This is a genomic window from Lysobacter concretionis Ko07 = DSM 16239 (assembly GCF_000768345.1).
Classification (GTDB): Bacteria; Pseudomonadota; Gammaproteobacteria; order Xanthomonadales; family Xanthomonadaceae; genus Novilysobacter; species Novilysobacter concretionis.
Genome location: NZ_AVPS01000003.1, coordinates 323,270 through 349,257, shown reverse-complemented (window position 1 = coordinate 349,257; position 25,988 = coordinate 323,270). Strand labels below are relative to the sequence as shown.

Sequence of the window (25,988 nt, the reverse complement as noted above, 5' to 3'; positions counted from 1 at the left end):
CAGCCACACCGATCCGGCCCGGTCCGGATGCGCTTGATGCAGTCGTTCGTGCCCCGCTTGCGGGGCACGATTGCGTTTACGCACCCCGCTGGCGAGATCCGATTGCGTTTTATGCCCCCACTGCGGGGTCCGATTGCGTTTGCGGCCCCACTGGCGGGGTCTGATTACGTCCACGCCCCGCGCTTGCGGGGTCCGGTTGCATCGGCGCCTGCAGCGATGCCGTCTGCCGCCGCAGCGCTGCCATTTGCAGTGACTCCGCCACCGCTTCCGGCCGACGCGTTGCCGCTTCAGGCGGCTCCGTCGCCGTCCCAAGCGACGGTGTTGCCACGTCCGGCCGATCCGCCGCCGTCTCAGGCGACGGCGTTGCCGCGCGGGGCGAGCCGGCTGGCAGGGAATGCGGGACGGTCGCCGTTGCGGGTCGCGCTGGCGCCGCGCAAAGTGCGACGCGTGCCGCTTGAAGCGGCGGCAGTGGCGAAATGTGCGGCATCGTTGCCGGCCTGAACCGCACGGCTGCCGCCGGAAGCCGCACCCGTGCCGCGCTGCGCGGCACGACTGCCATGGGACGGGGCATCGTTGGCGAAAGTTTCGGCATCGTTGCCGCTTGGCCGGGCATCGCAGCCGCTTTGTCCGGCGCCGTTGCCGCGGCGACTGTCAACGCTGTCGCTTCAACCCGCATCGTTGCCGTCTTGCTGGGCATCGCAGCCGCTTGGGCCGGCACCGCTGCCGTGGCAACCGTCAACGCTGTTACTTCAACCCGCATCGTTGCGGATTTCCCACCGGCACGAAAAAGGCCGCCCGAAGGCGGCCTGGGGTGCGCGGGCGGGCGCAGATGCAACAGCGACCACGAGGCGATACCGCCGCCCGCGTGGTCGCCGTCCGTCACGCCATTTCCGGCTTTTCCTCGGCCGCGCGTCCCTTGGCGAAGCGCGTGCCCAGTTCCTTGCGCAGCCCTTCCAGGCCCTGGTTGCGGCCGGCCACCTTCAGCAGCGCATAGCCGTCCAGCGCGCAACGCATGATGTCGCTGCCCAGCGCGGTTTCGCTGTCGGCGCCGCGCTCGGCCAGACGCTGCAGCCGCTGCAGGCGCGGGCGCAGGCGGTCCAGCGCGACCAGGTCCGCCTGCGCCTCGGCCACCTTGATGCTGGGCGGTACCACCTGCGGGTTCTGCGCCAGCACGCTCAGCGTCTGCCGGCAGAACGCCTCGGACTTGTCGCCCATGCGCGCCAGCTTGCGGCGCTGGGTCGCGTTCATCGCCACCAGTGCCACCAGCTGCGTCTCAAGGTCGGTCAACGCCTGGTCCACGGCGTCCAGCTGCGCGTCGGTCAGGGTGAGGTTGATCAGGTTCTGGCTCATTGCAACTCCTTTGCATTCGATAGGAGGCGCCGGGGCCGGCACGCGTCGCGTGCCTGCAAGTCCACCGGCACCGCTCCGCCGCAATCCCTGTGGCGTGAGGTGTGTTCGCCGGCAGGCCGGCGGCTGGAGCGGGGACAAGTGTGACTGATGCGGGGATGATTTCGGGGGCGCGGGCGTTCGGACTTTTCCGCATAGAGGGGCAGGGGAATCGCGCACGGGTGTATCGGCAGATGAGACCGGGAGCGGGCATCATGGCGTTGGGGCAGCGGTAGCGTGGGGCGCGGGCTCGTCCCAGTCGCGCGAGGTCGCCGAAGGGGCACCCTCCCACCGCGCGGGTGCAGCGACATTGATCAATGGAGACCACGCTATGTCCGACCGACGAACGAGACCCGGCAGGCTCGAGTCCATCAGCCGGCGGTTCTGGTTTGAACACGAATCCGGCCATCGCCTTTATCCGTACAGGTCCGTCGAACGCAACAGCGGTCGTTGGGCGTTCCGCGTCGCGCCGCCGGGCACAGGCGCCAACAAGACGATCAACCAGACCCTGCTGGACGATGAAGAGGAGGTTTATCGCCATGTTTTCAGCAAGGGCTGGTCGGTGCGTCTGTGCGACGCCGAAGGCAAGCGCGACGGCCTATACAACAAGGATGGCTACAGTATTGTCCGTACCTCCGAGTCCTGACTCCCGGCATTGCCAGGAGTCTGTCAGTCACAACCACGGCAGCAGTACCCAATGATCACCGGCACCATCAAATCCCAAGTCGACAGCATCTGGAACGCGTTCTGGAGTGGCGGTATCTCCAACCCGATGGAGGTCATCGAACAGATGACTTACCTGCTTTTCATCAAGCGTCTGGACGAGCTGCACACGGTCAAGGAAAAGAAGGCCAACCGCCTCAAGCGGCCGATCGAAGCCCCGATCTTCAGCGAGGGCCAGCAGCACTTGCGCTGGTCGGTGTTCCGCCAGCTGGGCGATCCGGCGGAGTTGTACCGCACCGTGTCCGAGGAGGTCTTCCCCTTCATCAAGTCCATCGGTGGCGGGGCGGAGGAGTCGACCTACGCCACCCACATGAAGGATGCGCGCTTCACCATCCCCACGCCGGCGCTGCTGGCGAAGGTGGTGGACATGCTCGACGCGATCCCGATGGACGACCGCGACACCAAGGGCGACCTCTACGAGTACATGCTCGGCAAGATCGCCTCGGCCGGGCAGAACGGGCAGTTCCGCACGCCGCGCCACATCATCAAGCTGATGGTCGAGATGGTGGCGCCCAAGCCGTCCGACACCATCTGCGACCCGGCCTGCGGCACGGCGGGCTTCCTGGTTGCGGCCAGCGAGCACCTCAACGCGCACCACGGGCAGGAGATCTACGCCACGCCCGAGGCTGCGCGCCGCTTCAACCACGACACCTTCCACGGCTTCGACTTCGACAGCACCATGCTGCGGGTCGGCTCGATGAACATGCTGCTGCACGGGGTCGAGAACCCGGCGATCGAGAACCGCGACAGCCTCAGCGAGGGCCATGCCGGGGTCGCCGGACAGTTCAGCCTGATCCTCGCCAATCCGCCGTTCGCGGGGTCGCTCGATTACGAGAGCACTGCCAAGGACCTGCTGCAGGTCGTCAAGACCAAGAAGACCGAGCTGCTGTTCCTGGCCTTGTTCCTGCGCCTGCTCAAACCCGGCGGCCGCGCGGCGGTGATCGTGCCCGACGGCGTGCTGTTCGGGTCCAGCAAGGCGCACAAAACGCTGCGCCGGATGCTGGTGGAGGAGCAGAAGCTCGACGGCATCGTTTCCATGCCCTCGGGCGTGTTCCGGCCCTATGCCGGCGTGTCCACCGCGATCCTGCTGTTCACCCGGACCGACTCGGGCGGCACCGACAACGTCTGGTTCTACGACATGCAGGCCGACGGCTACTCGCTGGACGACAAGCGCAATCCGCTAGCTGCCGACAAGCACGAGTGCAACAACCTGCCCGACGTCCTGGCGCGCTGGCACAACCGCGACGCGGAACAAGGCCGCGCGCGTACCGAACAGAGCTTCCTGGTGCCCAAGGCCGAGATCGCCGGCAACGACTACGACCTGTCGATCAACCGCTACAAGGAAGTGGTGCACGAGGCGGTCGAGTACGACCCGCCTTTGATGATCCTGGCCGAGCTGAAGGCGCTGGAGGCGGAGATCATGCGGGGCGTGGAGGAGTTGGAGGGGATGTTGCAGTGAGCGTCGCGACTGCTGCGCTTGCCGAAGTCGCAGAAATAAATCCGCGCTTTGATCGCGCTGGATTTGCCAATCAGGGGGAAGTCGTCACGTTCGTTCCGATGGCCAGAGTTTCCGAAGTGTCGGGTGTGATCACCAGCGAGGATCACCGCCCGCTCGGTGAGCTGCTAAAGGGCTTCACACCGTTCGCCGATCGAGATGTTCTGGTCGCGAAGATCACGCCATGTTTCGAAAACGGAAAGATTGCGCATGCACGAATCAGTAAGCGCGCTGGGTTTGGCTCCACGGAGTTCCATGTCGTTCGCGCCGATGCGCAACGGCTTGACGACCGATACCTATTCCACTTTCTGCGGCAGCCCCTGATTCGCGTTGCGGGTGAAAAGCGGATGACAGGTAGCGGCGGGCAGCGCCGCGTGCCCAAGGCATTCTTGGAAAGCTTGAAGATTCCACTTCCGCCGCTTGCGGAACAACGCCGCATCTCGGCGATCCTGGACAAGGCCGACGCGCTGCGCGCCAAGCGCCGCGAAGCCATCGCCAAGCTAGACCAGCTGCTGCAGTCCGTGTTCCTCGACATGTTCGGCGACCCCGTTGCCAACCCAAAAGATTGGCCGGTTGGTGCGATAGCGCAGCATGCAAGCAAGATCGGCAGCGGCGCGACTCCAAGAGGCGGCGAGAGTGCATACAAGGCCGAAGGGACATCGTTAATTAGAAGTATGAATGTGCGTGACGGACAGTTTCGCCACAAGAATCTTGCGCGCATTGATGACGAACAGGCGGCAAAATTGGATAACGTGGTCGTTCAATCCGACGACGTTTTGCTCAACATCACTGGTGCATCCGTCGCGCGTGTCTGTCGTGCTCCAAGCGACGCACTGCCGGCGAGAGTGAATCAGCACGTTGCGATCATTCGCTGCAAGAGCACACTTTCGCCGGTCTATCTTGAACGGGTCTTGTTGGCCATGAAGCAGTCATTGCTGATGGTTGCAGGCGGCGGCGCAACTCGCGAAGCGATTACCAAGCAGCAGATCGAGGACTTCCGGATTCCAATTCCTGCAGCCGGCGTGCAAGAGCGCTTTACCCTCATTGCGGAAAGAATCAAGGTGCAACTCATCCAGATGCAGCAGAGCGCGGATGGGTTCGAAGAGCTTTTCAGCAGCCTCCAACACCGCGCCTTCACCGGCACCCTCTGACCCATGCCCGCCTACCAGCCGCCCTTCCAGCTCACCCACCGCATGACCGCGCTGGTGGCGGACATCGCCGAGCGGCTGGGCGCATGGAAGGCCGCCAACCGGGGCGCGCTGGTGCCGGCGCTGCGCCGCGGCAATCGCATCCGCACTCTGCAGGCTTCGCTGGCGATCGAGCAGAACACGTTGAGCGTGGAGCAGGTCACCGCGGTGCTGGCCGGCAAGCCGGTGCTCGGTTCGCCCAGGGAAATCCAGGAGATCCGCAACGCCTTCGCCGCCTACGAGGCGATGGAGCACTGGCAACCGCACCGGCTGGGCGACCTGCTGCAGGCCCATGGCCTGCTGATGGCCGGTCTGGTGGACCGTCCCGGCCAGCTGCGCGGCGGCGATGTCGGCATCTGGCGCGGCGACAAACTGCTCCACATGGCGCCGCCGGCCAGTCGTGTGTCGGCGCTGGTCAAGGACCTGCTGGGCTGGGTGCGGAAAACAGACGCGCACCCGCTGGTCGCCTCGGCGGCGTTCCACTACGAGTTCGAGTTCATCCACCCGTTCCCGGACGGCAATGGCCGCATGGGGCGCCTGTGGCAGACCCTGATCCTGGCGCACTGGCAGCCGATGCTGGCCTGGCTGCCGGTGGAAACGGTCATCCGCAGCCGCCAGCAGGACTATTACGCGCAACTGGCCCGGGCCGATGCATCCAGCGACTGCAGCGGCTTCATCGAATTCATGCTGCAGGCGATCGACGACAGTCTGGGCGAGGCGATCGCGGCAGAGATGGCGGTAGAAGCGCCGGTAAAAACGCCGGTAGAACGGCGGGAGCGGACGCCCGAGCAGGTGCTCGCGGTACTGCGCCGGCAGCCAGAACTCACCCTCGCAGAGGTATCGCGCGTCATCGACCGCTCCCTGCGCACGGTGGAGCGGGCTGTCGCCAAACTGCAGGCGGAGGGAAAACTTCGTTACCTCGGCCCGAAAAAGAGTGGGCACTGGGAGGTCCTGTGATTGCTGTGAGTAGCCGAACGACGTTTCGACCGTTCTTTCCCGAAGCGATGATGCGGCGTGGCGAACTCGCCAAGGCGCGTCGTATGTTGCGCAAGCTGGATTGCATCAATGATCAATCCCGCTCAGACGAGCAATTGCCCAAGTCGGAACGAAAAGGGTACGCGGCTTTCTCCCAGCGGCGTCAGCCAGTGTGGGCGGAGATGGATTCATTGGCCGCGGATGTCTGGAGGCGCGAAGTCGGGCTGGAGCGGTACAGCGTCGTCCGGATCCAACGGGAAGATGCCGAGTACGAATTGCAGGTGCTGTCGTTTTCGTTTCGCGATGGCCTTCCCTGGGAACTGCGTTGGATGTGGGAGCTGGAAGGGCGTGTTTTGCGCAAGGATGGGACGTTGGGTTCCAAGGGTGCCACCAGCATCGGCTTTCGACACGGCAACCTGTATCGCCGACATCTCGATGGTCTCTGGCGGGAGCTGCGTTGGTTCGATGAAGGGGCTGGGTGATGCATCTTCTTCCCGGCCAACCGATGTACGGAGTCGCACCGGCGCTGTTGATCGACTGCGCGCGCCAGATTCATGACTGGGGCTTGGGTGCCGCGAGGTGTGACTTCGATATCGATGATTTCAGCAAGGCACTGGGTGCACCTATCAGCGAGTCCATCCCGGTGTTGCAAGCCATGCTTGCGGACGGGGTCTTCACTATCGCTGAAGGAGTCCCGGACAGGTACGTGGCCAGCCAAAAGTTGGGCCAACTCGCGCTGGCGAAGATCTCCCCCGGTATCTCGCGTGCCGAGGCCGAAAATCTGCTGGCCCAGGTTGTCGAGAAGGCAAGCGAGATCAATGCTCGTTCGGACAGCTATGACCATCGTGTTACGTGTTTAGTGGTGTTCGGTTCATACCTGACGGACAAGCCTCACCTTGGTGACCTGGACATTGGTGCCGCTTTGGATGAATTGCCAGGTCGCGGTGACCGCCGCGAGGGCGAGGCTATCGACGCATGGCTGAGGCGTTGCGAGGCCGCGCGCAGTAGGGCTGCGCGTGCGCTGCGCCTTCGCCAGCCAAAGAAGATCAGCGTGCATGAGTGGGATGAGGTGATGCGACTACAGACGCCCTACGAACTGGTCTTCGGTGCACTGCCAGATCGGTAAGCCGCAGGGACAAGCCGCGCCCCTCTAGCAGCTTCGTCTTGTTCCACGGGACTCTGTTGCGGCCTACGGGACGTTCGTCGGTAATATGCCAGAGGATCCGGGGGTCCAATGTCCAACTTCAACTTCCTGCGAGCCGAGTTCAAGCCGATCTATGAGCCGGCGCGTGGGGCCGAGCAACTGGTGCATTCCGATCCGCGCGCCTGCTGCATGCGCACCCGCCATGCGCTCGAGCAGGCGGTGCATTGGCTGTACGCGCATGACCTTACGTTGCGGATGCCATACGACAACAGCCTCGGGGTGCTGCTGACCCAGCCGGCATTCGAGCAACTGCTGCCGCCGCACATCCACCAGAAGGCGCGGCTGATCCAGAAGCTCGGCAACCAAGCCGTGCACGGCAGCGGACGCATCGGCAGTGGCGATGCGATGCGGCTGGTGCGCGAGCTGTTCCACGTGCTGTTCTGGCTGGCGCGCACCTACACCCGCGCCAGCGATCCGAAGAGCATCGAGGCCAGTTTCGACGACAAGCAGGTGCCGCATCTGGTGCGCGCCGACGAGGCGGTCAGCTTCACCCGCGACGAGCTGGCGAAACAGGAAGCGCAGTTCCGCCAGCAGATCGAGACCAAGCACGCCGAGGTCGAAGCACGCGAGGCCCGCATTGCCGAGACCGCCGCGACCCTCGCCGAGCGCGAAGCCGCACTGGCGGAGGTCAACGCCCGGCTGGCGCAGGCGCGGGCTGAGCTGGCCCAGGCCAAGACCGCCAACATCGCGGTGCCGGATGGGCACGACTACCACGAGGCCGATACCCGCAAGTTCTTCATCGATGTGCTGTTGCGCGAGGCCGGCTGGATCGACGGCGACAACCTGTCGTTCGAGGTGCCGGTCACCGGCATGCCCAACCAGAAGGGCGAAGGTTTCGTCGATTACGTGCTGTGGGGCCGCGACGGCAAGCCGCTGGCGGTAGTGGAGGCCAAGCGCACGTTCACCGACCCGGATGTCGGCCGGCAGCAGGCCAAGCTGTACGCCGATTGCCTGGAGCGGATGAAGGGGCAGCGGCCGCTGATCTTCTACACCAACGGCCACAAGACCTGGCTGTGGGACGACCGCCGTGCGCCGCCGCGCGAAGTGCAGGGCTTCTACACCCGCGAGGAGCTGGAGTTGGCGATCCAGCGGCGCAGCCTGCAGCAGGATCTGCGCGGGCTGAAGGTCGACCGGGAGATCGCCGGCCGCGAGTACCAGCTCCGCGCGATCCGGGCGATGGCCGAATCACTTGCGTCCGGCCGCCGCGCCGGCCTGCTGACGATGGCGACGGGCACCGGCAAGACCCGCATGTCGATCGCGCTGGTCGAGCTGCTGATGCGCGCCAACTGGGTCAAGCGGGTGCTGTTCCTCGCCGACCGCGTGGCGCTGGTGAACCAGGCAGCCAAGGCGTTCAAGGAGCACCTGCCGCATTCCAGCCCGGTGAACCTGGTGACCGAGAAGGACGGGCAGGGGCGCGTCTACCTGTCCACCTACCCGACGATGATGGGCCTGATCGAACAGATGCAGGGTGACCGCCGGAAGTACGGCGTCGGCCACTTCGACCTGATCATCATCGACGAGGCGCACCGCAGCGTGTACCAGAAGTACGGCGCGATCTTCCGTTACTTCGACAGCTACCTGGTCGGCCTGACCGCGACACCGCGCGACGAGGTGGACCGCGACACCTACCACCTGTTCGGGCTGGAAACCGGCGTGCCGACCGATACCTACGGACTGGATGAGGCCGTCGCCGACGGCTATCTGGTACCGCCGAAGGCGCACTCGGTGCCGATCCGGTTCGTGCGCGAGGGCATCCGCTACGACGAACTGAGCGACGAGGAAAAGGAGCACTGGGAGTCGCTGGACTGGGGCGAGCACGACGAGTTGCCCGACGAGGTCCATGCCTCGCAGGTCAACAAGCAGCTGTTCAACGAAAGCACCGTCGACCTGATGCTCCAGCACCTGATGGAGCACGGGCTGAAAGTTGACGGCGGCGACACGCTCGGCAAGACCATCATCTTCGCGGTCAACCAGCGGCACGCCGAGTTCATCGCCCAGCGTTTCGACCACCATTACCCGCATTACAAGGGGGCGTTCGCGCGGGTGGTCACCCACTCGGTCACCTACGCGCAGAGCCTCATCGACGATTTCAGCCGGGTTGCCAGGCTGCCGCAGATCGCCATCTCGGTGGACATGCTGGACACCGGTATCGACGTGCCCGAGATCGTCAACCTGGTGTTCTTCAAGGCGGTGCGCTCGAAGGTGAAGTTCCTGCAGATGATCGGGCGGGGGACCCGGCTGTGCCCGGCGCTGTTCGGACCGGGGCAGGACAAGACCGAATTCCACATCTTCGATTTCTGCCAGAACTTCGAGTACTTCAACGAGCATCCGGCCGGTGCGGTGGCGCCGGTGAGTGAGCCCTTGGGCAAGCGCCTGTTCAAGCGCAGGCTCGAGCTGGTGGCCCTGCTGCCGACCGACCCGGACGAGAAGCCCAAGTGGGCAGCCGACGGCGTGCCCGATTATGGAAGCCTGCCCTTGCTGCGGCATGCCTTGGTCGATCAGTTGCACGGCGAGGTTGCGGCGATGAACCTCGACAACTTCATCGTGCGCACCGAACTGGAGCACGTCACCCGGTTTGCCGAACGCGGACAGTGGGACGCGCTCGACGACACCGCAATAGTGGAGCTGCGCGAACACGTGGCCGGCCTGCCCAGCGAGCAGGAGGCGGAACACATCACGGCGAAGCTGTTCGATCTGGTCTGCGTGAACCTGCAGGTGGCATTGATCAAGGCCACCGGGGATTTCATCACCTGGCGTGACAAGGTGATCGGGATTGCGAGCGATCTGGAAACCAAGGACACGATCCCGGCGGTGAAGGCGCAGCTCGCGTTGATCCAGGAGCTGCAGACCGAGGCGTTCTGGCAGGGCATCACGCTGCCGCTGATCGAGACGGTACGGCGGAAGATCCGGGAGCTGGTCAAGTTTGTCGACCAAAAGACGAGCACGCCGGTGTACACGGTGCTGACCGACGAGATCGGCGAGGCCAGCGAAGTCGGCCTGGACAGCTTCAGCACCGGCATCAACCTGGCCCAGTACAAGCGCAAGGTGGAGGCATACATCCGCGCCAACGACAGCCATATCGCCATCGCCAAGCTGCGCCACAACAAGCCGCTGACGCCCACCGACCTGGAGGAGCTGGAGCGGTTCGTGTACGGCGCAGAAGTCGTCGGTGGCCGCGCCGCGTTCGAGAAGCACTACGGCAGCGAGCGACCGCTGACGTTGTTCATCCGCTCGCTGGTCGGCCTGGACCGCAACGCCGCCAAGGAGGCGTTTGCCCACTTCCTCGACGAGAACCGCTACACCGTCCAGCAGATCCGTTTCGTGGAGATGGTCATCGACCGCCTGACCCACAGCGGCGTCATGGACCCGGGGCAACTGTACGAACCGCCGTTCACGGCCATCCACTACGAAGGCGTGGAAGGCGCGTTCGGGGATGCGGACGCGGATGCGATCTTCCAGATCGTGTCGGAGATCAATCAACGGGCAGCAGCCTGACGAAGTGCAAAGGGGAGCACATGCAAAAGCAGAAATACTCAGTCAACCAGTATCTGGTTGAGTCGCTGCTCAACTGGGTCAAGAGCGGTGAGATCGCTATCCCGGAAATCCAGCGCCCCTTCGTTTGGACTGCATCGCGCGTCCGCGACTTCATGGATTCGCTCTACAAGGGATATCCGGTCGGTTACGTCATTGCGTGGCGCAACCCAGATGTGCGCACGAAAGACGGAAAAACCGCCAGCGGCAAGAAGATTCTGATCGACGGCCAGCAACGGATTACCGCTTTGCGCGCCGCCATCCTCGGTGAGCCGGTGCTCAACAAGCACTACGAGAAAGGGCGAATCACCATTGCGTTCCACCCGTTACACGACAAGTTCGAGGTTTCGAACCCCGCCATTCGCGGTGACGCCCAGTGGATTCCGGATATCGCCCAGTTGGTCAGTGGGCACGAAGGGCTATTGCAGGCCCACCCACGCTATATGCAGCTCAATCCTTCCGCCGACCCGGACAAGGTCGGTGCGGCAATGACGAACCTCACCAACATCGCCAAGCGCCAGGTGGGAATGATCGAGCTGGAGCACGACCTCGACATCGAGGAGGTGACCGAGATCTTCATCCGTATCAACTCGAAGGGAGTGGTGCTGAGCCAGGCGGATTTCGCGATGTCCAAGATTGCCGCGGAAACCCGCTATGACGGTCCCAACCTGCGAAAGGCCATCGACTATTTCTGCCACATGGCGGTCTCTCCCGAGATCCACGACGTGGTGGTCAGCAATGATGCGGAGTTCGCCAACACCAACTACTACAACGCGATCCGCTGGATGAGGGAGGAGAATGACGACCTCTATGACCCGAGCTACGTGGACGTCATGCGGGTGGCGTTCACCTCGGAATTCAATCGTGGCCGCCTTGCAGATCTGGTGAGCCTGCTTTCGGGGCGTAATTTCGAGGCGCGGACCTACGAGGAGGAGATCGCCGCCGACTCGTTCAAGCGTCTCGGCAGCAGCTTCATGCGGTTGGCGAACGAAACCAACTTCAAACGGTTCCTGATGATCATCAGGTCCGCAGGTTTCATCCGCCCGCACATGATCCGCTCGCGCAACGCGATCAACTTCGCCTACATCGTTTTCCTGAAGCTGCGCGCGCTGGGCCACCGACCCGAGGACATTGAGCGTTTCGTCCGGCGCTGGTTCGTCATGGGTGTGCTGACAGAGCGCTCGTCAGGCGCTTTCGAGACCCGCTTCGAATCCGACATCAAGGCGATAGCCACCCGCGATTTCGCCGAGGTGCTGGCAACCGTGGAAGCGGGCAGCCTGTCCGATGCGTTCTGGGAAGTCTCTCTCGTGGAGAGTCTCAGCAAAAGCTCGACCAACAGCCCGATCTTCTGGGCATTTATCGCGTCACAGGTCAAGGCCGGAGATATGGGGTTCCTTTCTCGCGACATCCGCGTGTCTGATCTGGTCGAGCTGCGCGGGGATATCCATCACATCTTCCCGAAGGATTACCTGAAGAAGAATGGTTTCAAACGCGGGGACTACAACCAGCTCAGCAACTTTGTCTACATGCAGACCGAGATCAATATCGGGGTTGGCAACAAAGCGCCACGGCAATACTTCGGAGAGATTGTGGATCAGGCCAGCGGCGGCAAGCGTCGCTACGGAAACATCGCGTCTCGCGATGAGCTGACGGGCAACCTGGCGATGCACGCGATTCCAGAGTCGGTCGTGGAAATGGATATCTCCGACTATGCCGATTTCCTGTCGAAACGGCGGCGCATGATGTCAGCCAAGATGCGGGCCTACTACGAGAGTCTATGACGCTCCACACGGCGGGCATTTAGCGCCTAGTACAGAACGTCCATGGATTTTCCGCATTCGCGGGGCCGACGAAAAAAGCCGTTATGGGTCGCTGGCGCAATCTCGACGCTGCCTTTCCAACGTCGGCATTAGCCTCCGTTGACCACTTGCACGCGCAACACAGACGAGAGCCTGATGCGGGCGACTTGGGCGAAGAAACTCTAGGATCAGGTGAGTTGCCACCCACGCCGTCCGCCTCTCCTGTCGCTGGAGCTCCCCATGCCCATCCCCTTCACCCTCCAACGCCTCGACCACATCGTCCTGCGCGTGCGCGACATGGCGGCGATGCAGGCGTTCTATTGCGACGTGCTGGGCTGCACGGTGGAGAAACGCCAGTGCGACATCGGCCTGCTGCAGTTGCGCGCCGGGGATTCGTTGATCGACCTGGTGGATGTGGCGGGCGAGCTGGGACGCATGGGCGGGGCGGCGCCGGGGGCGGAGGGCCACAACATGGACCATCTGTGCGTGCAGGTGCTGCCGTTCGATCGCGACGCCATCGTTGCCCATCTGCAGGCGCATGGCGTGCGCGTGGGCGAGTTCGGTTCGCGCTACGGGGCGCTGGGGCAGGGGCCGTCGCAGTACCTGTTCGATCCGGAAGGCAACCGGGTCGAGCTCAAGGGGCCGCCGGCGGAGTGAGGGCGCGGGCGTTTGCGCCCGCAGTACCGGCGGTCACGGAGTCGCGGCGGGACGGGTGCGGAAGATCACCCGGCCGCGGTAGGGCGTCCCCAGTTTCTCGGCACGGTGTCCGTGATCGGCCACCCGCGCCTGCACCTGCGGCCACAACGCCTGTTTGCAGATCCAGATCGCGCCGGGATCGTCGGCGGCCTCGGCCAGTTCGGTCGCCAGGTCCTCGTCGTTGACCGGGTTGAAGCGTGTCTGCGTGCCGGGCGGGATCGGGTCCAGGCTGACCTTCTCGATCTCGGCATCCAGGTGCAGGCGCAGGCCGTAGCGGGCCATGTCGTCGACGAAGATCACCTCGTGCACCGGGTCCGGGGTGCGGGCCTGGATCTCGCGGGCCCAGGCGGACGCGTCCTTGTGGGTCGGCCAGATCGCGGTGCCGAACTGGAGGGCGATCAGCACCAGCGCCCAGGCCAGCATCTGCGGCCACGGCGGCAGCGGTCGTCCTTCCGTGTGGCGCTGGACGGCGACCAGCAGGGCCAGGGGCACGAACAGCGGCAGCAGGTACAGCGGCATCCGCGAGCGCGACAGGCAGAACACCAGCAGCGGCAGCAGCACCCAGGCGGTCAGGAACACGAGCGCCGCGTCGTCGTGGCGGGCGGCGGGATCGCGCCAGCGCCGCAGGCGGGCGGGCAGTCCCTTCGTCCAGCGCCACAGCGTGGGGGTCCACGGCAACGTGCCCAACACCAGGGTCGGCAGGTAGATCGTCGCCCAGCCGTACCACTGGCCGTGGCGCCCGAACTCGTTGGTGGTGACGCGGTTCACCACCTCGTCGCCGATGAGGTATTCAAACAGGCCGGGGTTGTCGAGCATCACCGCCACGTACCAGGGCAGTGCCAGCAAGGCGAACAGCGCGATGCCGGTCAGCTGGAAGGCGCGCCGGCGGCCCGGCATCAGGCCGTCGAACAGCAGCACCACCAGCAGCGGCAGCAATCCGGGCGGGCCCTTGGTCAGGAAGGCGAGGGCGAAGCCGGCCCACATCAGCGCGATCCACGGCTCCGGCCGGCCCGGACCGCGTCGGCCCTCGATGAAGGCCCAGACCGCGAGCGTCTCGCAGGCGACCAGGATGAAGTCGGTGGTGACCAGCTGCGCGGCGCCGAACGGCAGCAGCATGGTCGCGAACGCCATCGCCGCAGTGGCCTGGGTGCCGGGAGCCAGCCGCCGGGCGAGGCGCCAGGCCAGCCACACGCACAGCAGGTAGGACAGCGCCACCGGCAGTCGCGCCGCCCACGGGTTCAGCCCGAACGCGCCGATGCTGGCGGCCACGGCCCAGTAGGTCAGCGGCGGCTTGGTCCAGTGGCCGATATCCACGTTGCGGTGCGGGTTCAGCCAGTCGCCGCTTTCGAGCATGTTGACGGCGACGTTGGTGTAGCGGCCTTCGTCCGGGTCCCAGATGCCACGGCTGCCCAGGAACGCGAACGCCAGCACCAGCGCCAGCGCGGCGATCCACAGGCCGTTCCGGTTCCAGCGTGCGGTGTCGTGGCTCAAGGCCGGCTCCGGCGTGCGCGGTGCACGCGTTCATGGATGGGCACGTCGGAAGGAAGGGAAGCAGGCCATTGATGGCGCCCGGGTGAAACCGTGCGCGGCCGGTGGAGCCTGGTTGCGACGGCTGCGGTGCGGTGATTTTCAGCCTCGATCGCGGCCGTGGGAAGTGCCAGGCGCCGATCCGATGTCCGCGACGGGTCGCGCCGGATCGGAGAGGTCGCCGGCCACGAGAACGACAAAGCCCCGCACTGCGCGGGGCTTCGTCGTTCCAGTGTGACGCGTGGTTGCCGGCTTGCGGCAGCGCGGCGGTGATATCGCGGCTTAGGACATCACCGCTTACGACATCACCGCTTACGGCATCGCGGTCACGACATCGCGGTCACGACACCATCGGCTCGCTGAAGGCTTCGATCTCGCCTTCGTACTCGTTGATCGGCACGCAGCTGCAGAACACGTTCTTGTCGCCGTAGACGTTGTCCACGCGGGCGACCGGCGGCCAGTACTTCTGCTGCTTCAGCACCGCCAGCGGGAACGCGGCCAGCTCGCGCGGGTAGGCGTGGGTCCACTCGCTGGCGCTCACTTGCGCGGCGGTATGCGGGGCGTGCTTGAGCGGGTTGTCCTCGCGGTCCAGTTTGCCATCGGCGATCGCGCGGATCTCCTCGCGGATCTGGATCATCGCGTTGATGAAGCGGTCCAGCTCGTGCAGCGATTCGCTCTCGGTCGGCTCCACCATCAAGGTGCCGGCGACCGGGAAGCTCAGGGTCGGGGCGTGGAAGCCGAAGTCGACCAGTCGCTTGGCCACGTCCTCGGCGCTGACGCCGGTGTCCTTCTCCAGCGGGCGCAGGTCGAGGATGCACTCGTGCGCGACCAGCCCGTTGCGGCCGGTGTACAGGGTCGGGTAGTGCGGCTCCAGCCGCTTGGCGATGTAGTTCGCGTTGAGCATCGCGATCTGGGTCGCCTTGCGCAGGCCCTCGCGGCCCATCAGGGTGATGTACATCCAGCTGATCGGCAGGATCGAGGCGCTGCCGAAGCTGGCCGCCGACACCATCGCGCCGTCGCCGGTGCCCTGCGTGCGCATGCCGTCGCCGAACGCCTTGGGCAGGTACGGCGCCAGGTGCGACTTGACCGCGCACGGGCCGACGCCCGGGCCGCCGCCGCCGTGCGGGATGCAGAAGGTCTTGTGCAGGTTGAGGTGGGACACGTCCGAGCCCCACTTGCCGGGCTTGGCCAGCCCGACCAGGGCGTTCATGTTGGCGCCGTCGGTGTACACCTGGCCGCCGTGGGCGTGGACGATCTCGCAGATCTCGACCACGTCCTCCTCGAACACGCCGTGGGTGGACGGGTAGGTCATCATGATCGCGGCCAGGCGGTCGGAGTACTGCTCGGCCTTGGCGCGGATGTCCTCGACATCGACGTTGCCGTTGGCGTCGCAGCGGGTCACCACCACCTTCATCCCGCACAGCTGCGAGGACGCCGGGTTGGTGCCGTGGGCGGACTCGGGGATCAGGCAGATGTCGCGCTGGTGCTGGCCGTTGGCGTGGTGCCAGGCGCGGATCGCCAGCAGGCCGGCGTACTCGCCCTGCGCGCCGGAGTTGGGCTGCAGGCTGACCGCGTCGTAGCCGGTGATCTCCACCAGCATCGCTTCCAGCCCGTCGATCAGCTCCTTGTAGCCGGTGGCCTGCTCGGCCGGCGCCAGCGGATGGATGTTGGCGAACTCGGGCCAGGTGACCGGGATCATCTCGGCGGTCGCGTTGAGCTTCATCGTGCAGCTGCCCAGCGGGATCATGGTGCGATCCAGCGCCAGGTCCTTGTCGGACAGGCCGCGCATGTAGCGCAGCAGCTCGTGCTCGCTGTGGTGGGTGTTGAACACCGGGTGGGTCAGGAACTTCGACTCGCGCAGCAGGGCGGCCGGCAAGGCGTCCGCGGTGGCCGCGTCGAGGGCGTCGATGTCGTCGATCTCGATGCCGAACAGGCCGGCGACGGCGATCACGTCCGCGCGGGTGGTGGTCTCGTCGAAGCTGATGCCGATGCTGTCGGCGTCGATCGCGCGCAGGTTGATGCGGGCGTGATGGGCGCGCTGGTGCAGGGTGGCGGCGTCCACGCCGGTGACATGCAGGGTGTCGAAGAAGCCGTCGCTGACGGTGATGCCGGCCTTGCGCAGCTCGGCGGCCAGGATCGCGGTCAGGCGGTGGGTGCGGCGGGCGATGCGGATCAGGCCCTCGGGACCGTGGTAGACGGCGTACATCGACGCCATCACCGCCAGCAGCACCTGCGCGGTGCAGATGTTGCTGGTCGCCTTCTCGCGGCGGATGTGCTGCTCGCGGGTCTGCAGGGTCAGGCGGTAGGCGGGGTTGCCCTCGGCATCGACCGACACGCCGATCAGGCGGCCCGGCATCGAGCGCTTGTAGGCGTCGCGGCAGGCCATGAACGCGGCGTGCGGGCCGCCGAAGCCGAACGGCACGCCGAAACGCTGGGTGTTGCCGACCACGATGTCCGCGCCCCAGTCGCCCGGCGAGGCCAGCAGGGTCAGCGCCAGCAGGTCGACCGCCACGGTGACGATGCCGCCGCGCGCGTGCACGGTCTCGGCCAGCGCGGCGTAGTCGTTGGCGCGACCGAAGGTGTCGGGGTATTGCAGCAGCACGCCGAACGCATCGGTGTCGGCGGCCTGGGCGTCGTCGCCGATCACCAGCTCGATCTCGAGCGGCTCGGCGCGCGTGCGCAGCACTTCCAGGGTCTGCGGGTGCACGCCGCTGGAGACGAAGAACACGTTGCTCTTGGCGCGGCTGGAGCGGCGCGCCAGGGTCATCGCCTCGGCTGCCGCGGTGGCCTCGTCGAGCAGCGAGGCGTTGGCGATCTCCATGCCGGTCAGCTCGGCACACATGGTCTGGAAGTTGATCAGCGCTTCCATCCGGCCCTGCGAGATCTCGGCCTGGTAGGGCGTGTAGGCGGTGTACCAGCCCGGGTTCTCGAGGATGTTGCGCAGGATCACGTTGGGCGTGTGGGTGCCGTAATAGCCCTGGCCGATGAAGCTGCGGAAGACCTGGTTGCGGTCGGCGATCTCGCGGATCTGCGCCAGCGCATCGACCTCGGTGACCGCTTCGGGCAGTGTCAGCGGGTCATGGGTGCGGATCGACTCGGGCACGATCGCATCGGTGAAGGCTTCCAGCGACTCGTGGCCGACCACGCGCAGCATCTGCGCGACCTCGGCATCGTTGGGGCCGATATGGCGCTCGACGAACGCATCGTGGTGCTCAAGCGCGCGCAGGGAGGGGGAAGTGTGGTGGCTCATGGCAGGGGCGTCCGAAAGGCTGCGTGCGGTGCGTGACCGCGGAAAGGGCATTCCCGCCCGGCGGCCTCACGGCCGACGGGCGCTTGCGGGCTCGTGGCTTGCGCCACTGGAAATCCCCGCTCGCCCCTCTGTCCTTTTGCCTGAGAGTTTGAAGCGCGATGACTCGCGCTCCGTGCACCTTCGGCGCCGGTTTGAACCGGTCTCTCCAGAGTTGTCACATCCGGCGGTACGGGGGCCTGAGCGATTACGGGCGTTGCGCCTTCGGCAGCGGCCAGGCCTGTGGAGGCTTGGGCCGCTTCTCCCACCGGATGAATACAGCCGCGATTATAAGCGTTTGCGGGGTGGTGGCCCAATGGCCCCGCAGTCCCATCCGCCCGGCAGGGCCTCCATCGGCCTCCGTAGGAGCGGCGTCAGCCGCGAACGGACTATCGGGGCCAGCGTGGGGAAGCTGTGACCGCTGGCGCAGCAACAGCGGAATCGATCGTCATCGCAGTGTCATTTTCAACGCGTTCGCGGCTGACGCCGCTCCTACAGGAGCTCTTGGTAACGCCAATCCGCGTCCGTGGGAGCGGCGTCAGCCGCGAACGGACTATCGGGGCCAGCGTGGGGAAGCTGTGACCGCTGGCGCAGCAACAGCGGAATCGATCGTCATCGCAGTGTCATTTTCAACGCGTTCGCGGCTGACGCCGCTCCTACAGGAGCTCTTGGTAACGCCAATCCGCGTCCGTGGGAGCGGCGTCAGCCGCGAACGGACTATCGGGGCCAGCGTGGGGAAGCTGTGACCGCTGCCGCATCAACAGCGGAATCGATCGTCATCGCAGCGTCATTTCCAACGCGTTCGCGGCTGACGCCGCTCCTACAGGAGCTGTTCGTAATGCCAATCCGCCCGTAGGAGCGGCTTCAGCCGCGACCCGTCGAGTCCGGCCACGTTTACCGCGGGGTGGCAATTGACGTCTACCCAACGACGGATTTCATATTGCCGGCTGCCGGCTGCCGGCTGCCGGTTGCCGGTTGCCGTGGGAGTGGTCTGGCCCGGGGTGCGCCGGGGCCGGGCCATGCTCAGTCGCCGCGCAGGCGCAGGGTCAGGCCTTTCAGGAAGTTGCGCAGCAGCTGGTCGCCGCACAGCCGGAAATGCTTGTGGCCGGGCTGGCGGAACAGGGCGGTCAGTTCCGGTTTTGAGATCGGGAAGCCGGCCTCGGCGAACACCTGGTGCATGTCCACGTCCTTGAGCTGGAACGCGACGCGCAGCTTTTTGAGCACCACGTTGTTGGTGACGCGCTTTTCCACCGGCCGCGGCGGCAGGCTGTCGTCGCGGCCGCGGAAGTGGAGCACCAGCCCGTCCAGGAAACGCGCGAGTACGCGGTCGTTGCAAGCCACGAAGCCGGCTTCGTCCTCTTTCTTCAGGAAGGCGTCCATGTCGGCCTTCTCGATCGGGAAATCCGGATCGGCCAGTTGGACCAGTTCGATCATCTTGCCGTCGCTGAGGTCGAGCATGTAACGGATGCTGCGCAGTACATCGTTGTTGATCATGGGGGTCCAGTGCGGGGGTCAGTGCAGGTGGCAGTGCAGGTGGCAGTGCAGGGCTTCAGTGGGTGGGCCGAAAGCGGTCCCGTCCCGGTGTGGCCGGATCGGGCCGGTCAGTATCGGCGCGACGGGTGGTGGTCGGCTCGCGCGCATCTTGGCATTTTTGGCCGGCCGACCGAAAACGGCGGTCGGGTCGAGGCAGGAGATGGCCACGCGCCGATGCCGGGGCGTGCGGGGCGGAAACCGGACGTGCGTCGATGTCGATTTCCGGCGGTTGTTATCCTGTCCGCCGCGGTTCCCCGCTCCCGGAACCCGCCAGGGTTCCCGACCGATGTCCGCACGCACTGCCTCCGCCGCTTCGCCCTTGTCGTTTCGCCGCCTGGCCCTGTTGCTGGGCGGGCTGGCGATGTTCGGGCCGTTCGCGATCGACACGATGTTCCCGGCGTTCCCGGCGATGGGCGCGCAGCTGGGCGCGGACAAGCTGGCGATGCAGCAGACCATCAGCGTGTATCTGGCGGCGTATGCCCTGGCCAGCCTGCTGCACGGGCCGTTGTCGGATGCGCTGGGACGGCGCCGGATCATCCTCGGCGGGCTGACGGTGTTCACGCTGGCGTCGGTGGGCTGTGCGCTGTCGACCGACCTGACCACGCTGCTGGCATTCCGCGCGGTGCAGGGCCTGTCGTCGGGCGTGGGGCTGATCGTCGGACGCGCGGTGATCCGTGACGTGCTGCACGGCGACGATGCGCAGCGGCTGATGAGCCAGGTGTCGATGATCTTCGGCATCGCGCCGGCGATCGCGCCGATCATCGGCGGCTGGATCCTGGGCTGGGGCCGATGGCCGGGCATCTTCTGGTTCCTGGTGGGGTTTTCGCTGCTGCTGATGCTGGCGGTCTGGCGGGCGCTGCCGGAAACGCATCCGGTGGAGGCGCGCCTGACGCTGTCGCCGCGGCGGCTGGTACGCAATTACGTGGCGATCATGCGCAACCCGCGGTTCCAGCGGCTGGCGGCGTCGGCGACGTTCAACTTTGGCGCGCTGTTCCTGTACATCGCTTCAGCGCCCGCGTTCGTGCTGGACATGCTGCATCTGAATGAACGCCAGTTCGGCTGGTTCTTCGTGCCGACCATCAGCGGGATGGTGCTCGGGGCATGGGTGTCGGGGCGGTCCGCGGGCCGGATCCGCGGGGCCACGCTGGTGGCGATCGGGTTCGGGGTGTCGATGCTGGCGGCGGTCGTCAACGTGTCCTACAACCTGTGGACCGACGAGCTGCAACTGCCGTGGGCGGTGATCCCGATGAGCATGATGGCATTCGGCATCGCGCTGGTGTTTCCGATCCTGACCCTGGCGATCCTGGACATGTATCCGCGTCAGCGCGGCGGGGCGTCGTCGATGCAGGCGTTCACCACGCTGGTGAGCAACGCGCTGATCGCCGGCGTGGTCTCGCCCTGGCTGAGCGGCAGCGGGCTGTCGCTGGCGATCGCGGCCGGCTGCATGACCGTGCTGGGCTGGCTGTTCTGGCGCTGGGAGGCGCTGGCATCGCGGCCCTTGGCGGGCGCTGCTGGCGAGGTGGGGGTCGGTCCGGGCGAGTCACTCTAGACCGTCGCGGCGGTACCGCGCCAAGCCGCGCGTCGATACCGGCGACGAACGCCGCGAACGGCGGCGCGTAGGCCTCGGCCCGGCCGCGCCGGAAACCCGGGCCGCCGGAAAGGAAAAAGCCGGCTTGCGCCGGCTTTTCCGTGTGTGCTTCCCGCCCATGGTGCGAGGGCGGGCAGGTGGCCGTGGCTCAGGCGCCGGCGGCGGGTACTTCCGGTTTGGCCGGGGTGACGGTCGGGGCCGCGGCCGGGGTGGCCGCCGGCGTGGCCGCGCTCGCCTGCCAGCCGCAGGTCTGGCCTTCGTTCTGCTGCGTCAGCCATGTCTGCAACGACGCGAAGTATTCCAGCACCGCGCTGGCGTCCATCGTCTCGCCGCCGGTCAGCTCTTTCAGCGTCTGCTGCCAGGGCTGGCTGGCGCCCTTGCTCAGCATCGCCTGCAGTTTCTCGCCGGCCGCCTTGTTGCCGTAGAAGCTGCACTCGTTCAGCGGGCCGGTGTAACCGGCGGCATCGCACAGCGACTTGTAGAACTGGAACTGCAATACGTGCGACAGGAAGTAGCGGGTGTACGGGGTGTTGCCCGGCACGTGGTACTTCGCGCCCGGATCGAAGAACTCCTCGCCGCGCGTCTGCACCGGGGCCACGCCCTGGTACCTCGCCTTCAGCTCCCACCACGCCTTGTTGTACTCGTCGGGCTTGATCGAGCCGTCGAACACGCCCCAGCGCCAGCGGTCGATCATCAGCCCGAACGGCAGGAACGCGACCTTCGCCAACGCCATCCGCATCTGCGCGTTGATCAGCGCTTCCTCGTTTTGCTCCTGCGCGGCGACCAGGCCGATCGACTCCAGGTATCTGGGCGTCATCGCCAGCACGATGGTGTCGCCGATCGCTTCGTGGAAGCCGTCGTGCGCGCCGGTCTGGAACAGCGGCGGCAGGTCGTTGTAGGCCAGGTAGTAATACACGTGGCCGAGCTCGTGGTAGACCGTGGTGAAGTCTTCCTCGTTGGGCTTGATGCACATCTTGGTGCGCACGTCGCCTTCCATGTTCATGTCCCACGCGCTGGCGTGGCAGACCACGTCGCGGTCGCGCGGCTTGATGAACTGGGTCTTCTGCCAGTAGCTGTCCGGCAGCTTGGCCATGCCGAGCGAGACATAGAAGTCCTCGGCGCGCTTGGTCATCTGGCGTGCGGAGGCGTCCTTGGCGTCCTCTTCGAGCTGGGCCAGTGCCGCAGGGCTCCGGTCACCGGTGGACTGGGCCAGCTTCTGGGCGTGGATCTGCCGGTAGCGCGAGTCCAGCGTGGCGCTGATGTCCAGGCTGCCGGCATTCCGGTACGGCGCCAGGAGATCCCACAGGTTGCTCCAGTCCTGCTGCCACATGTTGCCCATCAGGTGGGCGGGCAGCATGCCGCCGGCGACCTCGCCCTTGTCCTTGCCGTACTTGGCGTCCAGGCGGGTGCGGGTGTAGCAGTGCAGCTGCTCGTAGAGCGGCTTGACCTGGCCCCACAGGCGGTCGGTTTCGGCAGCCAGTTCGACCGGGCTCATGTCGTAGCCCGAACGCCACATCTCGCCGGCATCGGCGAAGCCCATCTCGTCGGCGCCCTCGTTCACCAGTTCGACGAAACGGACGTAATCCTTGCGCATCGGCTGCGAGATCGTGTGCCAGCCGCGCCACGCATCCAGTTGCGCGTCGTAGTCGCGGCTGCTGCGCAGCACGTCCTCGAGCGCGCCCAGCTGGCGGCAGCTCTTGGCATCGCCTTCGCCCTTGCAGTACTCGCCGGCGCCATAGGCGCCTTCCATCTTGCTGGCGATCCGGGCCAGCTCGGCCAGCTTGGCCGGATCGGTCGGGGCGGGCATCGCGGTCGACAGCTTCAGCAGGTGGATCGCGCGCGCGGTGGCGGGCGTCATCGACTGGCCTTCAAAGCGCTTGGCCTGCTCGATCCACTGGTTGAGCTGGGACAGGTAGCGCTCGTTGGCCTTGGCGGCGAGGAATTCGGTGTCGTCGTTGATGTACGTCGATGACAGCCATTGCGGCTTGGTCAGCTCCGGGTACATCGCCTTCAGCTCGCTGTTGACCCGGGCGATGAACTGGTCGGCGGTCTCGTCGGCGGCAGCCGCCTGGGTGGCCGCGGGCGTGGCGGTGGGCGACGGACTGGGTGCCTTGTCGCAGGCGGCCAGGCCAAGTACGGCGGCGGCAACGCCCAACGCAAGCAATGCTCGGATCGGCTTCATGGGTGGACCCCTTCTGGAAATGGACAGGCGCGGTTGCGGCGCCAAGCCTCGAAGGCTAGAGGCCGCCCGGGTGCGGTGCAAGCGGCAGCGAAGCCCGCGTCCGTTGCAGGGAAGGGAGATGCCCGCACTGTCCGCACGGGGTGGGAGATGCGGCGCCCGCCATGTCGGGCCGGGCGGAGACGCCGGACCAAGGTACCGGGGCGGGCAATGGGCGAGCGCTGTCGACGGTCGTCGTCAGGCCGGTGCGGTGACTGGCGGCAGCAGGCAGCGCCGATCCGGGTCCACCAGCCCGCGGTCCGCCAGCCACTGCCAGGCGCTGCCCGCATCGTGGTCGAAGTAGGCCTGCGCGGAGCCGAGCCGGAAGGTGTAGCCCCAGGCATCCATGTCCGCCAGGATGCGCGCGCGGCCGACGCCGGGCAGGGCATCGCCCAGCAGGGCCTGCAGCACGCAGACCGCGTCTTCTTCCTCGATCGAGTCGGTGGCGTCGGTGTGCACGTCGGCGCGGTGTTCCGGCGGCAAAACGATCAGGTGGCCGGCTTCGTGCAACAACGAATGCACCGGCGTGTCGGCACGTGCGTAGACGGTTTCGCCGATCAGTCCGGCCTCGCATTCGCCCCAGTAGCTGCCGGGAATGGGCTCGCCATCGGCCACCCGGACCAGTTGCAGGCCGTAGCCGGCCAGCAGGCGCGTGGGCGATTCAAAGCCGATGTCGGACAGGGTCAGCATGCGGTCGTGCAGTGGCAGAAGCGGTGCGGGGTGCGCCGCTGGATGGGGGTCGGCGCTGACCTGCGTGACGGGTGGAAAGGATGGGCCGGCAATGCGGCCCATCCGGGATGCAGCGGGACGGACGACGGCCGGATCAGCCGTTGGCGACGACGCCGTTTTCCGGCAGCGAGACCGAGATGTCCAGCACCTTGTCGTCGCCGTCGTTGAGCAGGTCGACCTTGACCGCATCGACATCCACGTTGACGTATTTGCGGATCACCTCGAGCAGTTCACGCTGCAGCATCGGCAGGTAGTCCGGCCCTCCGCGGGTGGCGCGCTCGTGGGCGACGATGATCCGCAACCGGTCCTTGGCGACCGAGGCGGTCTGCTTCTTGACCAGCAGGAAATCGAACAGACCCATGGCTAACCTCCGAACATCTTGCTGAAGAAACCCTTTTTCTCAGGGGTCGTGAAGCGCATCGGGCGGGTGTCGCCCAACAGGCGGGCGACCGCGTCGTCGTAGGCCTGGGCGGCGTCGGACTCGGTATCGAGGATCACCGGCTCGCCCTTGTTGGAGGCGTTCAGCACGTCGGTCGATTCGGGGATGACGCCGATCGTCTTCAGGCCGAGGATCTCCTCCACGTCGCCGATGCTGAGCATCTCGCCGGTCTCGACCCGCTTCGGGCTGTAGCGGGTCAGCAGCAGGTGTTCCTTGACCCGTTCGCCGTTCTCGGCGCGGCGGGTCTTGGAGGCCAGCAGGCCCAGGATGCGGTCGGAATCGCGCACCGAGGAGACTTCCGGGTTGACCACCACCAGCGCCTGGTCGGCGAAATACATGGACAGGTAGGCGCCCTTCTCGATGCCGGCCGGGGAGTCGCAGATGATGTAGTCGAAGCCGTCGGCGGACAGCTCGTTGAGCACCTTCTCCACGCCTTCCAGGGTCAGCGCATCCTTGTCGCGGGTCTGCGAGGCGGCCAGCACGAACAGGTTCTCGAAGCGCTTGTCCTTGATCAGCGACTGCTTGAGGCTGGATTCGCCGTTGACCACGTTGACGAAGTCGTACACGACGCGACGCTCGCAGCCCATGATCAGATCGAGGTTGCGCAGGCCGACGTCGAAATCGATGATCGCGACCTTGTGGCCACGGCGCGCGAGGCCGCAGGCGAGGCTGGCGCTGGTGGTGGTCTTGCCGACGCCTCCCTTGCCCGAAGTGACAACGATGATTTCGGCCAAGTTCAAATCCTCCAATTCATGGGTGGTGCACAGGGGGAACGCCAGCGGCGCGGGAGCGGACCGGCGCAGCAGTCGCGGGGGCGATGCGGCACGGATCGCGACCGATGGAGCCGGCGCGCGGTGAGGCGGGACGGGACAGCATGCCCGGTTTTTCGCTCATGGGGCATCCAGCGCGGCAAGGTGCAGCTGCCCGTCCTGCAACCACACCTGCACGGCCTTGCCGCGAAGCTCCGCGGGGATGTCCTCAAGCACCTTGTAGTGGCCTGCGATGGCGACCAGTTCGGCATGGAACTCGCGGCAGAAGATGCGTGCCTGTTCGTTGCCCTGGGCGCCGGCCAGCGCGCGGCCGCGCAACGGGCCGTAGATATGCACCGAGCCGTCGGCGATCACTTCCGCGCCGGCACCGACGCCGGTCAGAACGGTCAGGTCGCGCTGGTCGGCGTAGATCTGCTGGCCCGAACGTACCAGGGCCGCGTGGATCATTCCGGGGCTGGCGCTGGCGGATGTCACGGCGGGCGCCGCCGCCGCGGGTGCTTTCTCCTTGCGCGCAGGAGCCGGCTCGGCCTGGGCGGGGGCCGGGGTCGGCGCTGCCGTATCGGTGCGTTCGTACTGCGCGCGGAACTTGGCCAGCAGGGGCAGGCCCAACGCCTCGGCCAGGCGCTGGGTATCGCTGGAGCCGTAGGCCAGTGCCACCGGCAGCGCACCGGCCTCGCGCAGGCCGTCGATCAGGGCGCGGGCGGTGGCCACGTCGGGTACCTGGGCGAGGCCGCCGAAGTCGATCACCACCGCGCCCCGATGGAACAGGTTCGGCGCACGCTGCACCCGGCTGCGCATCTCTTCGGCGAGTTTGGCGACATCGAGGGTGCGCACGCGCAGGTTGGCGATGCCGACCTGGCCGATCTTGAGCTCGCCGGCCGGTTCGTAGTCCATCGCGACCG

19 protein-coding genes and 2 riboswitches are annotated in these 25,988 nt (G+C 66.1%); of the genes, 10 read left to right on the top strand and 9 right to left on the bottom strand.

All coding sequences use genetic code 11. From position 1 onward, the window contains the following. Nucleotides 1-879: 879 nt before the first annotated feature. The gene (locus N792_RS04050) at nt 880-1,350 is read right to left on the bottom strand and encodes a hypothetical protein (RefSeq protein WP_036192743.1); all 471 of its coding nucleotides are present in this window, start codon (nt 1,348-1,350) and stop codon (nt 880-882) included. A gap of 367 nt (nt 1,351-1,717) precedes the next feature. On the opposite strand from N792_RS04050, the gene N792_RS04045 reads away from it, so the two are divergent. From N792_RS04045 to N792_RS04005, 9 genes are all read left to right on the top strand, one after another. After that, nucleotides 1,718-2,032, top strand: coding sequence for a hypothetical protein (locus N792_RS04045; protein ID WP_036192742.1), 315 nt, complete (start codon nt 1,718-1,720; stop codon nt 2,030-2,032). A 51-nt stretch (nt 2,033-2,083) separates the two neighbouring features. Then, nucleotides 2,084-3,568: a type I restriction-modification system subunit M gene (locus tag N792_RS04040; protein WP_036192741.1), complete on the top strand. Its 1,485-nt coding sequence runs from the start codon at nt 2,084-2,086 to the stop codon at nt 3,566-3,568. Then, nucleotides 3,565-4,755: a restriction endonuclease subunit S gene (locus N792_RS13700; protein WP_084105374.1), complete on the top strand. Its 1,191-nt coding sequence runs from the start codon at nt 3,565-3,567 to the stop codon at nt 4,753-4,755. Before N792_RS04040 ends, N792_RS13700 begins: the two co-directional genes overlap by 4 nt. A gap of 3 nt (nt 4,756-4,758) precedes the next feature. Beyond that, nucleotides 4,759-5,748, top strand: a complete 990-nt coding sequence (locus N792_RS04030; RefSeq protein WP_036192740.1) for a Fic family protein — start codon at nt 4,759-4,761, stop codon at nt 5,746-5,748. Nucleotides 5,749-5,831: 83 nt separating this feature from the next. After that, nucleotides 5,832-6,248 carry a hypothetical protein gene (locus N792_RS04025; RefSeq protein ID WP_156969287.1) on the top strand — a complete coding sequence of 139 codons (417 nt, stop codon included), beginning with the start codon at nt 5,832-5,834 and terminating at the stop codon, nt 6,246-6,248. Continuing rightward, nucleotides 6,248-6,892, top strand: a complete 645-nt coding sequence (locus tag N792_RS04020; RefSeq protein ID WP_156969286.1) for a hypothetical protein — start codon at nt 6,248-6,250, stop codon at nt 6,890-6,892. The genes N792_RS04025 and N792_RS04020 overlap by 1 nt, the downstream gene beginning before the upstream one ends. Before the next feature lie 108 nt (nt 6,893-7,000). After that, nucleotides 7,001-10,465, top strand: coding sequence for a DEAD/DEAH box helicase family protein (locus N792_RS04015; protein ID WP_036192737.1), 3,465 nt, complete (start codon nt 7,001-7,003; stop codon nt 10,463-10,465). 20 nt (nt 10,466-10,485) lie between these two features. Continuing rightward, complete coding sequence (locus tag N792_RS04010) at nt 10,486-12,282, top strand: GmrSD restriction endonuclease domain-containing protein (RefSeq protein ID WP_036192736.1); 1,797 nt, start codon at nt 10,486-10,488, stop codon at nt 12,280-12,282. 258 nt (nt 12,283-12,540) lie between these two features. Continuing rightward, complete coding sequence (locus N792_RS04005) at nt 12,541-12,957, top strand: VOC family protein (protein ID WP_036192735.1); 417 nt, start codon at nt 12,541-12,543, stop codon at nt 12,955-12,957. 33 nt (nt 12,958-12,990) lie between these two features. On the opposite strand, the gene N792_RS04000 is transcribed toward N792_RS04005, so the two are convergent. From N792_RS04000 to N792_RS03990, 3 genes are all read right to left on the bottom strand, one after another. Continuing rightward, complete coding sequence (locus tag N792_RS04000; protein ID WP_224743914.1) at nt 12,991-14,487, bottom strand: ArnT family glycosyltransferase; 1,497 nt, start codon at nt 14,485-14,487, stop codon at nt 12,991-12,993. A 376-nt stretch (nt 14,488-14,863) separates the two neighbouring features. After that, entirely contained in the window at nt 14,864-17,773 is a 2,910-nt protein-coding gene (gene gcvP / locus N792_RS03995) for an aminomethyl-transferring glycine dehydrogenase (protein WP_036192734.1), read from the bottom strand. A 119-nt stretch (nt 17,774-17,892) separates the two neighbouring features. After that, nucleotides 17,893-17,987: riboswitch (glycine riboswitch) on the bottom strand. Beyond that, nucleotides 17,988-18,087: riboswitch (glycine riboswitch) on the bottom strand. Nucleotides 18,088-18,832: 745 nt separating this feature from the next. Then, a complete protein-coding gene (locus tag N792_RS03990; RefSeq protein ID WP_036192733.1) occupies nt 18,833-19,303 on the bottom strand; it encodes a YehS family protein in 471 nt (156 codons plus the stop codon). Between the two features lie 325 nt (nt 19,304-19,628). On the opposite strand from N792_RS03990, the gene N792_RS03985 reads away from it, so the two are divergent. Further along, nucleotides 19,629-20,891: a multidrug effflux MFS transporter gene (locus N792_RS03985; protein ID WP_052103420.1), complete on the top strand. Its 1,263-nt coding sequence runs from the start codon at nt 19,629-19,631 to the stop codon at nt 20,889-20,891. A gap of 187 nt (nt 20,892-21,078) precedes the next feature. Here N792_RS03985 and N792_RS03980 read toward each other — a convergent pair whose 3' ends face one another. The 5 genes from N792_RS03980 to minC form a co-directional block, all read right to left on the bottom strand. Then, nucleotides 21,079-23,112, bottom strand: a complete 2,034-nt coding sequence (locus tag N792_RS03980) for a M2 family metallopeptidase (protein ID WP_036192732.1) — start codon at nt 23,110-23,112, stop codon at nt 21,079-21,081. A gap of 234 nt (nt 23,113-23,346) precedes the next feature. After that, nucleotides 23,347-23,838, bottom strand: a complete 492-nt coding sequence (locus N792_RS03975) for a hypothetical protein (RefSeq protein ID WP_052103469.1) — start codon at nt 23,836-23,838, stop codon at nt 23,347-23,349. Nucleotides 23,839-23,971: 133 nt separating this feature from the next. Then, nucleotides 23,972-24,238 carry a cell division topological specificity factor MinE gene (gene minE, locus N792_RS03970; protein ID WP_036192731.1) on the bottom strand — a complete coding sequence of 89 codons (267 nt, stop codon included), beginning with the start codon at nt 24,236-24,238 and terminating at the stop codon, nt 23,972-23,974. Between the two features lie 2 nt (nt 24,239-24,240). After that, entirely contained in the window at nt 24,241-25,050 is an 810-nt protein-coding gene (gene minD / locus N792_RS03965; protein ID WP_036192995.1) for a septum site-determining protein MinD, read from the bottom strand. Nucleotides 25,051-25,206: 156 nt separating this feature from the next. Then, the gene (minC, locus tag N792_RS03960; protein ID WP_036192730.1) at nt 25,207-25,980 is read right to left on the bottom strand and encodes a septum site-determining protein MinC; all 774 of its coding nucleotides are present in this window, start codon (nt 25,978-25,980) and stop codon (nt 25,207-25,209) included. Nucleotides 25,981-25,988: the final 8 nt, after the last annotated feature.